Source organism: Halopseudomonas sp., from assembly GCF_036960865.1.
Classification (GTDB): Bacteria; Pseudomonadota; Gammaproteobacteria; order Pseudomonadales; family Pseudomonadaceae; genus Halopseudomonas.
The window spans coordinates 145085-158933 of the sequence record NZ_JBALWE010000004.1 but is presented as its reverse complement, the minus strand read 5'-3'; the positions used below and the strand labels follow the sequence as shown (position 1 = coordinate 158933).

General features: G+C 65.6%; 12 protein-coding genes. 10 read left to right on the top strand and 2 right to left on the bottom strand.

Annotation, left to right across the window (positions count from 1 at the left end):
- Positions 1-331 precede the first annotated feature (331 nt).
- Genes V7747_RS07130 through V7747_RS07100 form a run of 7 tightly spaced genes read left to right on the top strand, consistent with a single transcriptional unit; the run spans position 332 to position 9169 of the window.
- Positions 332-709 (top strand): MerR family transcriptional regulator, encoded by a 378-nt coding sequence (locus V7747_RS07130; RefSeq protein WP_335615364.1) that lies wholly within the window; start codon positions 332-334, stop codon positions 707-709.
- Positions 710-760: 51 nt separating this feature from the next.
- Positions 761-1924, top strand: a complete 1164-nt coding sequence (locus V7747_RS07125) for an isovaleryl-CoA dehydrogenase (protein ID WP_335615363.1) — start codon at positions 761-763, stop codon at positions 1922-1924.
- A gap of 24 nt (positions 1925-1948) precedes the next feature.
- Positions 1949-3556, top strand: coding sequence for a carboxyl transferase domain-containing protein (locus tag V7747_RS07120; RefSeq protein ID WP_335615362.1), 1608 nt, complete (start codon positions 1949-1951; stop codon positions 3554-3556).
- 25 nt (positions 3557-3581) lie between these two features.
- On the top strand, positions 3582-4382 hold the full coding sequence (locus V7747_RS07115; protein ID WP_335615361.1) for a gamma-carboxygeranoyl-CoA hydratase: 801 nt from the start codon (positions 3582-3584) through the stop codon (positions 4380-4382).
- Positions 4375-6312 (top strand): acetyl/propionyl/methylcrotonyl-CoA carboxylase subunit alpha, encoded by a 1938-nt coding sequence (locus tag V7747_RS07110; protein ID WP_335615360.1) that lies wholly within the window; start codon positions 4375-4377, stop codon positions 6310-6312. Before V7747_RS07115 ends, V7747_RS07110 begins: the two co-directional genes overlap by 8 nt.
- On the top strand, positions 6309-7217 hold the full coding sequence (locus tag V7747_RS07105) for a hydroxymethylglutaryl-CoA lyase (protein WP_335615359.1): 909 nt from the start codon (positions 6309-6311) through the stop codon (positions 7215-7217). The genes V7747_RS07110 and V7747_RS07105 overlap by 4 nt, the downstream gene beginning before the upstream one ends.
- Entirely contained in the window at positions 7214-9169 is a 1956-nt protein-coding gene (locus V7747_RS07100; RefSeq protein ID WP_335615358.1) for an acetoacetate--CoA ligase, read from the top strand. Before V7747_RS07105 ends, V7747_RS07100 begins: the two co-directional genes overlap by 4 nt.
- Before the next feature lie 14 nt (positions 9170-9183).
- Here the strand turns inward: V7747_RS07100 and dkgB are convergent, their stop codons facing one another.
- Positions 9184-10005, bottom strand: a complete 822-nt coding sequence (gene dkgB, locus V7747_RS07095; protein WP_335615357.1) for a 2,5-didehydrogluconate reductase DkgB — start codon at positions 10003-10005, stop codon at positions 9184-9186.
- 311 nt (positions 10006-10316) lie between these two features.
- On the opposite strand from dkgB, the gene tspO reads away from it, so the two are divergent.
- The 3 genes from tspO to V7747_RS07080 all read left to right on the top strand — a co-directional run bounded on the left by tspO (position 10317) and on the right by V7747_RS07080 (position 12934).
- The gene (tspO, locus tag V7747_RS07090) at positions 10317-10760 is read left to right on the top strand and encodes a tryptophan-rich sensory protein TspO (RefSeq protein WP_335615356.1); all 444 of its coding nucleotides are present in this window, start codon (positions 10317-10319) and stop codon (positions 10758-10760) included.
- Positions 10760-11779 carry an alpha/beta hydrolase gene (locus V7747_RS07085; RefSeq protein WP_335615355.1) on the top strand — a complete coding sequence of 340 codons (1020 nt, stop codon included), beginning with the start codon at positions 10760-10762 and terminating at the stop codon, positions 11777-11779. Before tspO ends, V7747_RS07085 begins: the two co-directional genes overlap by 1 nt.
- 114 nt (positions 11780-11893) lie before the next feature.
- The gene (locus tag V7747_RS07080; RefSeq protein WP_335615354.1) at positions 11894-12934 is read left to right on the top strand and encodes an NAD(P)H-dependent flavin oxidoreductase; all 1041 of its coding nucleotides are present in this window, start codon (positions 11894-11896) and stop codon (positions 12932-12934) included.
- 28 nt (positions 12935-12962) lie between these two features.
- Here V7747_RS07080 and fhuF read toward each other — a convergent pair whose 3' ends face one another.
- A complete protein-coding gene (gene fhuF, locus V7747_RS07075; protein ID WP_335615353.1) occupies positions 12963-13721 on the bottom strand; it encodes a siderophore-iron reductase FhuF in 759 nt (252 codons plus the stop codon).
- Between the last annotated feature and the right edge of the window lie 128 nt (positions 13722-13849).

The window sequence follows — 13849 nt, the reverse complement described above, 5'->3', positions numbered from 1 at the left end:
CGTTACGCAGTTTCCAAACTTACTTGATTTCGGCCCCGTTCGGTGGTCACGAAAAACCGCATACTCGGTGATTGGCACTGAGCCTTTTGTCACTTTTCCCTTGAGCGCCGCGTCCGACATCGCGGCTGTCTCGTCTTCCTCTATTTGTAGATGTGAGTGGGGCAGTATTCGTTGCAATCCAGATATTGACTCTCTCGCCCGCAGATAAAGCTGATCACTTGCAGCTTGCAGCTTGCAGCTTGCAGCTTGCAGCTTGCAGCTTGCAGCTTGACGCACCAGCGTCCACCAGCTTACCTTTACGTTAACGTAAAGCAATCCAAGCTGCCGCTCCATGACTCAGACCTACAGCATTTCCGACCTTGCCCGTGAGCTGGATATCACCACTCGGGCGATTCGTTTTTATGAGGAGCAGAACATGCTCAGCCCGGAGCGGCGTGGGCTGGAGCGGGTTTATAGCGCCAAGGACAAGGTGACGCTGAAGCTGATTTTGCGTGGTAAGCGTATTGGCTTTTCGTTGGCGGAGTGCAAGGAGTTGATCGAGCTGTACGACCCCTCTCACGGCAACCGCAAGCAGCTGGAAACCTTTATGGAGAAGATTGCCCAGCGCCGTGCACAGCTGGCGCAGCAGTTGCTCGATATTGAACAGATGCAGATTGAACTGGATACCGCCGAGGAGCGGTGTCGCACGGCGTTGGCACAGACGCTCTGATCCGCTGCCAACCAAACGTCTACTGAATAAAAATAACTAGCAGGTGGAATCATGCATTATCCGTCGCTCAACTTCGGTCTTGGCGAGACCATCGAGATGCTGCGCGATCAGACGCGTAATCTGGTCAATGCCGAGCTGGCGCCGCGTGCGGCCGAGATCGACCGCGAGAACCAGTTCCCGCAGGACATGTGGCGCCGCTTCGGCGACATGGGCCTGCTGGGCATTACCGTGCCGGAGGAGTACGGCGGCGCTGGGTTGGGGTATCTGGCGCATGTGGTGGCGATGGAGGAGATCAGCCGGGGCTCTGCTTCGGTGGGCTTGTCTTACGGGGCGCATTCCAACCTCTGTGTGAATCAGATCAACCGCAACGGCACGCCGCAGCAGAAGGCGCAGTACCTGCCCAGGCTGATCAGCGGTGAGCATATCGGCGCGCTGGCGATGAGTGAGCCGAATGCGGGCTCCGATGTGGTCAGCATGAAGCTGCGCGCCGATAAGCGCGGCGACCATTACGTGCTCAATGGCAGCAAGATGTGGATCACCAACGGGCCGGACGCCAACGTCTACGTGATCTACGCCAAGACCGAGCCGGAAAAGGGCGCGCATGGCATGACGGCTTTTATCGTCGAGCGCGATTCGCCCGGTTTCTCGCGTAGCCCCAAGCTCGACAAGCTGGGCATGCGCGGTTCCAACACCTGCGAGCTGGTATTCGATAACGTCGAGGTGCCGGCAGAGAACATCCTCGGGCAGTACAACGGCGGCGTGAAGGTGCTGATGAGCGGGCTGGATTACGAGCGCGTGGTGCTCTCCGGCGGCCCGACCGGCATCATGCAGAGCTGCATGGATGTGGTGGTGCCCTACATCCACGACCGCCAGCAGTTTGGCCAGAGCATCGGCGAGTTCCAGCTGATCCAGGGCAAGGTCGCCGATATGTACACCCAGCTGAACGCCAGCCGCGCTTACCTCTACGCCGTGGCGCAGGCCTGCGACCGTGGCGAGACCACGCGCAAGGACGCCGCCGGGGTAATTCTCTACACCGCCGAGCGTGCGACGCAGATGGCGCTGGACGCGATCCAGATTCTCGGCGGCAACGGTTACATCAACGATTACCCCACCGGCCGCCTGCTGCGCGACGCCAAGCTGTACGAGATCGGTGCCGGCACCAGCGAGATTCGACGCATGCTGATCGGCCGGGAGCTGTTCAATGAAACCCGCTGAGCGCCGCGCCAAGGGAGACTTCGCATGGCTGTGCTAACCACTCAACTGAGCGCGGGCAGCCCCGCGTTCCACGCCAATGCCGATGCCATGCGCGCGCTGGTGGATGACCTCAAGACCCTGTTGGCAGGCATCGCCCAGGGCGGGGGCGAGGTGGCGAATGCGCGGCATCTGGCGCGGGGCAAGCTGCTGCCGCGTCAGCGGGTGGATGCGCTGCTCGATCCGGGTTCGGCCTTTCTGGAGATCGGCCAGCTGGCCGCCCATGAGGTCTATGGCGAGTCGGTGCCGGCGGCCGGGGTGATTGCCGGTATCGGCCGAATCGAGGGCGTTGAGTGCATGATCATCGCCAATGACGCCACGGTAAAGGGCGGTTCCTACTATCCGCTGAGCGTGAAGAAGCACCTGCGGGCGCAGACCATCGCCCGCGAGAACCGCCTGCCCTGCGTCTATCTGGTTGATTCGGGCGGCGCCAACCTGCCGCGCCAGGACGAGGTGTTCCCGGACCGTGAGCACTTCGGGCGGATCTTCTTCAATCAGGCCAATATGAGCGCGGCGGGCATTCCGCAGATTGCTGTGGTGATGGGCTCGTGCACCGCGGGTGGCGCTTACGTGCCGGCGATGGCCGACGAGACCATCATGGTGCGCGAACAGGCGACCATCTTCCTCGCCGGACCGCCGCTGGTGAAGGCGGCGACGGGTGAGGTGGTCAGCGCCGAGGCGCTGGGCGGCGCGGATGTGCATTGCCGCACCTCGGGCGTGGCCGACCATTACGCCGAGAACGACGAACACGCCCTGGCCCTCGCCCGCCGCTGCATTGCCAATCTGAACTGGCGCAAGCAGGGTGAGCTGAATAGCCGCCCGGCGCTGCCGCCGCGCTATCCGGTGGAAGAGCTGTACGGGGTGATTCCGGCCGACAGCAAGCAGCCGTTCGACGTGCGTGAGGTGATTGCGCGGCTGGTCGACGACAGCGCGCTCGATGAATTCAAGGCGCTGTTCGGCACCACGCTGGTCTGCGGTTTTGCGCATCTGCACGGCTATCCGGTGGCGATTCTCGCCAACAACGGCATCCTGTTTTCCGAGGCCGCGCAAAAGGGCGCGCACTTTATCGAACTGGCCTGTCAGCGCGTCATTCCGCTGCTGTTTCTGCAGAACATCACCGGTTTTATGGTCGGCAAAAAATACGAGGAAGGCGGCATCGCCAAGCACGGCGCCAAGCTGGTGACCGCGGTGGCCTGTGCCCGGGTGCCCAAATTCACGGTGATCATCGGCGGCAGTTTTGGCGCCGGTAACTACGGCATGTGCGGCCGCGCCTACGATCCGCGCTTTTTGTGGATGTGGCCGAATGCGCGCATCTCGGTGATGGGCGCCGAACAGGCCGCAGGCGTACTGGTGCAGGTCAAGCAGGAGCAGGCCGAGCGCAGTGGCGAGCAGTTCAGCGCCGAGCAGGCCGAGGCCCTGCGCCGTCCTATCCTCGATCAGTACGAACGTCAGGGCCACCCCTACTACGCCAGCGCCCGCCTGTGGGACGACGGCGTGATCGACCCGGCGCAGACCCGCGATGTACTCGGGCTGGCGATTTCCGCCGCACTCAACGCACCGATCGAAGCGACCCGCTTCGGCGTGTTCCGCATGTAGCCTGCGGGCAAGCGAGATGACGACCATGAGTCAGTACCACACCCTGGAACTGGAATTTTCCGCGCAGGGCATTGCCACCCTTTGGCTGGCGCGCCCTGACAAGAACAACGCCTTCAACGCGCAGATGATCCGCGAGCTGCTGGATGCGCTGGATGCGGTGGCGGCTAACCCGGCGGTGCGCTTTATGCTGTTGCGCGGCCGCGGCAAGCATTTCTCCGCCGGTGCCGATCTGGCCTGGATGCGCGACTGCGCGGCGCTGGATTACAACGCCAATCTGGACGACGCCCGCGAGCTGGCGCAGCTGATGGCGTCGCTGGCGCAGCTCAAGGTGCCGACACTGGCGGTGGTGCAGGGCGCGGCCTTTGGTGGCGCGCTCGGGCTGATCAGTTGCTGCGACATGGCGATTGGCGCCGAGGATGCGCTGTTCAGCCTGTCTGAGGTGCGTATCGGCCTGCTGCCGGCGGTGATCAGCCCCTATGTCACCCAGGCCATCGGCGCCCGCGCCACCCGCCGCTACGCGCTGACCGCCGAACGCTTTGACGGCCTGCGCGCCCGCGAACTGGGGCTGCTCGCCGAGTGTTATCCGGCGGCCGAGTTGGACGCGGCGCTGGCGCAGTGGGTCGGCAACCTGCTGCAGAACGGCCCGCAGGCGATGATGGCCACCAAGGCGCTGCTGCAGGAAGTCGGGCTGGGTGAAATGAGCACCCCGCTGCGCCGCTACACCGAGGCCGCGATTGCCCGGGTACGGATCAGCCCCGAAGGACAGGAGGGCCTGTCGGCCTTCCTGGAAAAACGCCAACCCGACTGGTGCGCGAGCCATGATTGATTCCCTGCTGATTGCCAACCGCGGCGAGATTGCCTGCCGCATCATGCGCACCGCGCGCGAGTTGGGTATCGCCACTGTGGCGGTACACAGCGATACCGACCGCGACGCCCTGCACGTGCGCTGCGCCGATCACGCGGTCAACCTGGGTGGCGCGCGGCCGAGCGAGAGTTATCTGCGGGTTGAGGCGATCATTGCCGCGGCCAAGGCCACCGGTGCCCATGCGATTCACCCCGGTTACGGCTTTCTCTCCGAGAACGCCGATTTCGCCCGCGCGGTCGACGCCGCCGGGTTGATCTTCGTCGGCCCGCCCGCCAGCGCGATTGACGCCATGGGCAGCAAGTCGGCGGCCAAGGCGCTGATGGACGCCGCCGGGGTGCCGCTGGTGCCCGGTTATCACGGCGCCGATCAGGCGCTGGAGACCTTCCGCGTCGAAGCCGCCAAGATCGGCTACCCGGTGCTGCTCAAGGCCGCGGCCGGTGGCGGTGGCAAGGGCATGAAGGTGGTCGAGAGCGAGGCGCAGCTGGCCGAGGCGCTGTCCTCTGCCCAGCGTGAGGCGCAGGCCGCCTTCGGCGATGCGCGCATGCTGGTGGAGAAATACGTGCTGCAGCCGCGTCACGTCGAGATTCAGGTGTTTGCCGATCAGCACGGCAACGCGGTGTACCTGGCCGAGCGCGACTGCTCGATCCAGCGACGCCACCAGAAGGTGGTGGAAGAAGCGCCGGCACCGGGCCTGTCGCCCGAATTGCGCCGGGCCATGGGCGAGGCGGCGGTAACCGCCGCACGCGCCATCGGCTACGTGGGCGCCGGTACCGTGGAGTTTCTGCTCGACGCCCGTGGCGAGTTCTTCTTTATGGAGATGAACACCCGTCTGCAGGTCGAGCACCCGGTGACCGAGCTGATTACCGGGCAAGATCTGGTCGCCTGGCAGCTGCGTGTGGCGCAAGGGCAGCCGCTGCCGCTCAGCCAAGAGCAGATCGTGCTGCGCGGCCACGCCATCGAAGTGCGGCTGTATGCCGAAGACCCGGAGCAGGACTTTCTGCCCGCCAGTGGCGAGCTGACGCTGTACCGCGAACCGGCGGCGGGCATTGGGCGGCGGGTCGACAGCGGGGTGGTCGAGGGCGACCGCGTCTCGCCGTTCTACGACCCGATGCTGAGCAAGCTGATTGCCTGGGGTGAAGACCGGGAAACCGCCCGCCGCCGTTTGCTGGCGATGCTGGCCGAGCAGCAGCTGGGCGGGGTACACAGCAACCTCGCCTTCCTGCGCCGGGTGCTGGCGCATCCGGCCTTTGCCGCCGCCGAGCTGGATACCGGTTTTATCGCGCGCCATGCCGACGCCCTGCTGCCCGCGCCCGCCCCGCTGCCCGACGCCTTCTGGGCGCTGGCGGCGCGTGCCTGGCTGCTGACGGCACCTACCGCTGCGCGCGCCGATGACCCGCACAGCCCCTGGGCCGCGGCCTGCGGGTTGCGCCTTGGGCTGGCCTGCGAGCAGCGCCTGCATCTGCGCTGTGGCGAGGCCGAGGCGCGCGCCCTGCCCGCTACCGGTGTCAGCCTGTTGGGCGATCAGTTGCTGGTGGATGGCCGTCGCCACGCCGTGCAGCGCCGCGGCCAGTGGCTGTTTGTCGAGTGGGACGGGCAGCTGCAGCGGGTCACGCTGGTAGACCCGATCAGCGAGGTGGAAGCGCTGCAACACGGCCACGGCGGGCTGACCGCACCGATGAACGGCAGCGTGGTGCGGGTGCTGGTCGAACCGGGTCAGCAGGTGGCTGCCGGCGAGCTGCTGGTGGTGGTCGAGGCGATGAAAATGGAGCACAGTATTCGCGCTGCCGAGGCCGGCGAGGTCACGGCGATTCACTGCGCCGAGGGCGACCTGGTCGAGGAAGGCCGGGTGCTGGTGGCGCTGCAACCGCTTGCTGAGGAGGCAACGGCATGAGCATGCCGCAACAGGTGCGACTGGTCGAAGTGGGCCCGCGCGATGGCCTGCAAAATGAAAAACAGCCGATCAGCGTTGCCGACAAGGTGCGTCTGATCGATGACCTGAGCGCTGCCGGGCTGCGTTATATCGAAGTCGGCAGCTTCGTCTCGCCCAAGTGGGTGCCGCAGATGGCCGGCTCGGCCGAAGTGTTTGCCGCGATCCAGCAGCAGCCCGGCGTGACCTACGCGGCGCTGGCACCCAACCTCAAGGGGTTTGAGGGCGCGCTGGAAGCCGGGGTGAAGGAAGTAGCGGTGTTTGCCGCGGCCAGCGAGGGGTTTTCTCAGAAGAACATCAACTGCTCGATTGCCGAAAGTCTGCAGCGCTTTGAACCGATCATGGCGGCGGCCAGGGAGCACGGCGTGCGGGTGCGCGGTTATATCTCCTGCGTGCTGGGTTGCCCGATTGATGGCGACGTGGCGCCGGAGCAGGTCGCCGCGATTGCCCGCGAGCTGCTCGACAGCGGCTGCTACGAAGTGTCGCTGGGTGACACCATCGGTGTTGGCACCGCCGGTGATACCCGGCGGCTGATCGAGGTGGTTGGCCGAGACATCGACCGCAGCCTGCTGGCCGGGCATTTTCACGATACCTACGGGCAGGCGCTGGCGAACATCCACGCCAGCCTGCTGGAAGGTGTCGCGGTTTTCGACAGCTCGGTCGCCGGGCTGGGCGGTTGCCCGTATGCCAAGGGCGCGACCGGCAACGTCGCCAGCGAAGACGTGCTCTACCTGCTCAACGGGCTGGGGATCGAGACCGGCGTCGATATGGCCGCGCTGGTGCAGGCCGGTCAGCACATCTGCAACGTGCTCGGCAAAACCAACGGCTCGCGCGTGGCGCGGGCCTTGCTGGCGCGGGAGCAGGCATGAGCGAAGCCTTGTGGCGGCCGGCGCCCGAGCGGGTTGCGGCCAGCCGGATGGATGCCTTCCGGCGCTTTATCAATCAGCGCCATGATCTGACGCTGGCCGATTACACCGCGCTGCATCAGTGGAGTGTCAGCGCGGTAGCCGATTTCTGGCAGGCGGTGGCCGACTTCTTTGCGGTGGACTTCAGTGCGCCGCCCAAGCGGGTGCTGGATAACCCGGATGCCATGCCCGGCGCGCAGTGGTTTGCCGGTGCCGAGCTGAATTTTGCCGCCCACCTGCTGCGCCGCCGCGACGACCACCCGGCGCTGATTGCGCTCAGCGAAGACGGCCAGCGTGAACAGCTCAGCTACGCCGAGCTGGCCACGCGGGTGGCCGGGCTGCAGCAGCACCTGCTGGCGCTCGGTGTGCAGCCCGGTGATCGGGTCGCGGCGCTGATGCCCAATACCTGGCAAACGGTGGTCGGCATGCTGGCGGCGGCCAGCATCGGCGCGGTCTGGTCCTCCTGCTCGCCGGACTTCGGCGCGCAGGGCGTGGTCGACCGCTTCGGCCAGATCGAGCCGCGGGTGCTGATCGCCTGCAGCGGTTACCGCTACGCCGGCAAGCAATTGGATATGAGCAGCAAGCTCGCGGAAATCCTGCCGCAGCTGGGCGGCCTGCAGCAGCTGATTCTGGTGCCCTACGGTGGCGTGGAGCCGTGTCTGGCCGAGTTTGCCTCGGTGGTCTCGACCGCCCACTGGGACGACGTCAGCCAGCCAGCCGGCAGCCCGGCGTTCACCGCCCTGCCCTTTGCCCAGCCGCTCTACATCCTGTATTCCAGCGGCACCACCGGGGTGCCCAAGTGCATCGTTCACGGTGCCGGTGGCACCCTGCTGCAGCACCTCAAGGAGCACGGCCTGCACACCGATCTGGGCAGCGAGGACGTGCTGTTCTACTTCACCACCTGCGGCTGGATGATGTGGAACTGGCTGGTCTCCGGGCTGGCGCTGGGTGCGACGCTGGTGCTGTATGACGGCTCACCGTTCGAGCCTGCGGCCGAGCGGCTGATCGACCTGATCGACGCGGAAAACATCAGCGTGTTCGGCACCAGCGCCAAGTATCTGGCCGCGCTGGAAAAGGCCGGCGTCGAACCCCATCGCAGCCACCAGCTGAGTCGCCTGAAGGCCGTGCTGTCGACCGGTTCACCGCTGGCGCACGAAGGCTTCGATTACGTTTACCGCAGCTTCAAGCCGGACCTGTGCCTGTCGTCGATCTCCGGCGGCACCGACATCGTTTCCTGCTTTGCCCTGGGCAATCCGACCGCGCCGGTCTGGCGTGGCGAGCTGCAGTGCAAGGGCCTGGGTATGGCGGTTGAGGTGTGGGATGACGACGGCCAGCGGCTGGCTGAGGGTAAGGGCGAGCTGGTCTGCAGCAAGCCCTTCCCGACCATGCCGCTGGGCTTTTGGAAGGACGAAGACGGCAGCCGCTTCCGCGCTGCCTACTTCGAGCGCTTCCCCGGCGTCTGGGCGCATGGCGATTACGCCGAAGAGACCTCGCACGGCGGGCTGATCATCCACGGCCGCTCCGATGCGGTGCTCAACCCCGGCGGGGTGCGCATCGGCACTGCGGAAATCTACCGGCAGGTGGAGAAGGTCGAAGCGGTGCTGGAGTCGCTCGCCATCGGCCAGCAGTGGCAGGGCGATGTGCGGGTGGTGCTGTTTGTGCGCCTGCGCGACGGCGTGACGCTGGATGCGGCGCTGGAGGCCGAGATCCGCCAGGTCATCCGCGCCAACGCCACCCCGCGGCACGTACCAGCGAAGATCATCGCGGTCAGCGATATCCCGCGCACGCGCAGCGGCAAGATCGTCGAACTGGCGGTGCGTAACGTGGTGCACGGGCTGCCGGTGAAAAACACCGACGCGCTGGCTAACCCCGAAGCGCTGGCGCTATTCCGCGACTTGCCCGCGCTGCAGGACTGATCGCCCCGGCTTGCTCAATCCCACTCGGGTGCAAAGTCCGGGTTGGCGATGCGCTCGCCCCGGTCCAGTTCACGAATGAAGTTGAGGTCGTCGGCGGTGAGCTGGATACGGTCGGCCTCCAGGTTGCTCTCCAGGTGCAGGCGCTTGGTGGAGGACGGAATCACCGCGATGCCCTGCAGCATCAGCCATGCCATGACCACCTGCGGCGGGGTGCCGCCGTGCTCTTCGGCGATACGGTCAAGGGTGGCGTCCTGCATCACCTTGCCCACCGCCAGCGGCATGTAGGCGGTGAGGTGCAGCCCCTCTTCGCGGGCAAACTCGACCAGCTTGCGGTTCTGCAGGAAGGGATGAATCTCTACCTGGTTGGTGGCAATGTTGTCTGGCCCCACCAGTTCAAAGGCTTCGTTCAACTGATCAATAGTGAAGTTGGACACCCCGGTCAGCCGCGTCAGGCCTTGCTCGCGGGCCTTCATCAGCTCGCCCAGATATTCCTGCATCGGCACCTTGCCGCCGGGCGAAGGCCAGTGAATCAGGGTCAGATCCACCTGCTCCAGCTGCAGTTTGTCGAGGCTTTCGCGCAGGCTGGGGATCAGCTTGTCTTCGGTGAAGTTGTCGGTCCAGATTTTAGTGGTGACAAACAGCTCGCTGCGCGGCACGCCGCTGTCGGCAATGGCACGGCCCACATCCTCCTCGTTGCCGTAGATCTGCGCGGTGTCGATGTGCCGATAACCCAGCTCCAGCGCCGTGCTCACGGCCTGGTAGGCGTCATCGCCCTTGAGCCGGAAGGTGCCCATACCAATAGGTGGAATGCTGTGCTCGGAAGTCGAATTCGTCATGCGGTGTTCTCCTTGCTGATGCCTGGGTCGGTGGCGGGACTGTGCTCCGCATGCAGACCGCGGCGTGGCAGCGTCAGCCGCCCGTGCGACCTGCGCGCCCATTCAAGTGGTAAGCAAGAGACCGGTGTTGGCCATAATAATTCCGCCGCGTCAGGCATGGCCGGCTGTGGTGGCGTTGCCTCGGCTCGAACTGGCCGCCGGCAAGCCTAAATCGCCAGAGCAATGGAATTTATCGCTCCGCGAACGGGTCACTGAACAGTGGAGTACAACTTTGCGCACCTCTGGCGGCTGACCTCAGCCAAGGATAGACGATGACTTTTTTCATATTTCTGCTGGCCTGCGGCGCGGCCGCCACCACTGGCATCCTGTTCAAACCGGGGCAATGGTACGAGAACCTGATCAAACCCGGCTTTACGCCGCCCAACTGGGCGTTTCCGGTGGCCTGGACGCTGATCTATCTGCTGCTGGCCTGGGTTGGCCATCGGCTGGTCCAGATTCCGGGCAGCCAGGTACTGCTGGCCCTGTGGGCAGCGCAAATTGCGCTTAACACGCTCTGGACGCCGGTGTTTTTCGGCGCGCACCGTCTGTTCGCCGCGATGCTCATTATTGCCCTGCTCTGGCTGGTGGTCGCCATGATGGTATTGCTGGCGTTCAAGCTGGATGTAATCAGCGGTCTGCTATTGCTGCCCTATCTCGGCTGGCTTAGCGTGGCGGCGGCGCTCAACTTCGCCATCATGCGCCGGAACAGTTGGTGATGAGCGACCAGCCAGCGTACCTGACGCGCTGGCCCGCCAGCGAGCGGGAGCTTGAACAGCTGCAGGGGTTCAATCGCAAGCTGGCTCGGCTGCCGCGCCTGAAACTGTTCAATCGTTGGGTGCTGCGTCTCACCCAGGCCCTGCTGCGCGCCAGCCAACTCCGCGGTGACCGACGGCTGCGCAAACAGGGGCTCAGGGTGGAAACCAGGCTGGTCAGCATGGGCGAGGTCACGGTGCCTGTGCGCATCATCCGGCCGCCGACCCCGGCCAAAGGCGTGGTGCTGGATATTCACGGCGGTGCCTGGGTGATCGGCAATGCCCAGATGAACGACAAGTTCAATAGCGCCATGGCGTCTGCCTGCGATGTGACCGTGGTCTCGGTGGATTATCGGCTGGCCGTCTCGGCGCCCATTGAGGCGCTGATTGAGGACTGCCTGTGCGCTGCCCGCTGGCTGCTCGATGATGCCAACAGCGAGTTTGCCGGCCTGCCGGTAACCCTGGTGGGTGAATCTGCCGGTGGCCATCTGGCGGTAGCCACCTTGCTGCAACTCAAGCGCTGGCCAGATCTGTTTGCGCGAGTGAAGGGCGCACTGCTGTATTACGGCGTGTACGATCTGACCGGTACGCCGAGTGTGCGCGCGGCGCCGCCGGACACGCTGCTGCTGGACGGCCCCGGCATGGTCGAAGCCATGCGCGGGCTCACCCCCGAACTGACGGACGAGCAACGCCGCGCGCCACCCATGTCACCCTTGCATGGCGACTTCAGCGGCTTCCCGCCCGCCTTGATGTTTGCCGGCGAGCTCGACCCGCTGCTGGACGATACCGCGCTGCTGGCCGAGCGCTGGAGCAACCACGCCGCGGTGGAATTTCAACTGCTGCCCTCAACGCCCCACGGGGTTATTCATTTTCCTGTCGCCTTGGGCAGCGCCGTATTGGCCCACGCGCACCGTTGGATAGCGGCAACCAACGACGCCTTCCATTGCCCGGTTAATGCCCTGGCAGCCCACGATCCTGTTTGAGGCTGACTCCAGTGCCAGTCAGCGGCTTGGCTTGTGGCGGCGGTATCAGCACAATGGACGCAAACCACGGCGGGCACGCCGAGCGTCCGCCGCACCTGCCTGAGGAGACACCCGATGCGACTTGAATCCCTGCTGGGCACCCGCCTGCCGATCATCCAGGCGCCCATGGCCGGCGTGCAGAACAGTGCGTTGGCGCTGGCAGTGTGCCGCGCTGGCGGCCTGGGCTCGCTGCCCTGCGCCATGCTGAGCGCCGAGGCCCTGGTGCAGGAGCTGGGGGTGCTCAGCGCCGATGCAGCCGGCCCCTGGAACCTGAACTTCTTCGCCCACCAGACACCCTCAGCGGATGCGCAGCGCGAGCAGCATTGGCGCAGCGCGCTGGCGCCCTACTATGCAGAGCTGAACCTGGATATTGACGCTATCAAGCCGGGCGCTGGCCGCCGGCCCTTCGACGCCGCTACGCTGGAGCTGATCGCGCCCTTCCGCCCGCCGGTGGTGAGCTTTCACTTCGGACTGCCGGAGGCCGCCATGGTAGAACGGATCAAGGGTTGGGGTGGCAAGGTGCTGTCAACTGCGACCACGGTCGCGGAGGGGCTCTGGCTGCAAGCCAACGGCGCCGACGCGGTCATCGCCCAGGGGCTGGAAGCGGGCGGTCATCGCGGGCATTTTCTGTCTACCGATCTGAGCCTGCAGATGGGCACCTTTGCCCTGCTGCCGCAGATGGCCGCGGCGCTGAGCATTCCGGTGATCGCCGCCGGTGGCATCGCCGACGCGGAGGGCGTGGCGGCGGCCATGGCGCTGGGCGCAGCCGGGGTACAAGTGGGTACCAGTTATCTGCTGTGTCCGGAGGCGACCACCAGCAACTTGCACCGCACCGCACTGCAGAGCGAGGCCGCCCAGCACACCGCGCTGACCAACCTGTTCTCCGGCGGCGCCGCGCGCGGTATCGTCAATCGGGTGATGCGCGAGTTGGGGCCGCTCAGCGAGGCGCCGCCGCCGTTTCCGCTGGCGGGTGGCGCCATCACGCCGCTGCGTGGCGCGGCCGAGCAGCGCGGCAGCAGTGATTTTTCGCCGCTGTGGTCAGGCCAGAACAACGGCGGTTGCAAGGCCATCTCGGCAGAAGCATTGACCGGCGAACTGGCGGCTAAACTACGCTAGTATGCGGCGATAAGTCGGTAAAACCGGGTTAATCCGTGCGGCCTGCCGGATCGTACCCGGCCGGCGGCTTGTCCAGATGCGGGCAGTTGCTGCACAGCGCCTTGTCTGGCAGCAGGTAGCGGATGCAGCAGTGCTTGCGCTCGCGGTGCAGCTCCGGCTGGCCTGCGCGCTCGCGGTAACGCACGCAGCCATACAGCGGGTTGCGCAGGCCGTCTGGCCGAGAGCGGTCGCTGATCAGTTGCCGCGCCTGCTGTAGCCGCGTGGCGTCTACCGGCAGCTGGGCGAGCTCCTCGACTATCCATTCGTAGTAGTGCCCCACGCTGCTCCAGAACACCTTGGGCGCGACCTTGTAGCGCGCTGCCAGATCACGAATCAGCACATCAAGGTGGCCATCAAACAGACTCTCAAAACGGGCGAAGCCGTCGCTCGGCTCGCTTGACCAGGCCGCGCCCTGATCGGGCAGCTTGAACGCGGTGGGCAGGCCGTCGTCGCCGACGATTACCGTGACCTCCTCGAAGCCCACCGAAAGCCGCCAGTTGGCCAGCAGACTGGCGGCGACCACCGGTGCCACCAGACGCATGAAGTGGTACTTGCCCCAGAGCGAAACCAGGGCGCGTTGATCGGCGTTGACGTACTGCGGGGCAAAGCGCTGCAGCTGGTCGGTCAGTTGTTCACGGCGCAGATAGTCGGGCAGGCTGATGCCCGGCCTTGGATCGTCAGCCAGTGTCAGCCAGTCGCCCAGCGGTGCCAGCGCGCCCTGAAACACCGGAGCCAGTGCGGGGATCACCGCTGCACCCCGCGCGCCGACACCACAGCGCCGGGGCATGCGCGGCAAGGACAGGGGGGAGGCGGCAGGGTAACAGGTGCGTGGGCAACAGCGGTCATGGACGGCCCCGGGCGGATGAAACGGGGCCT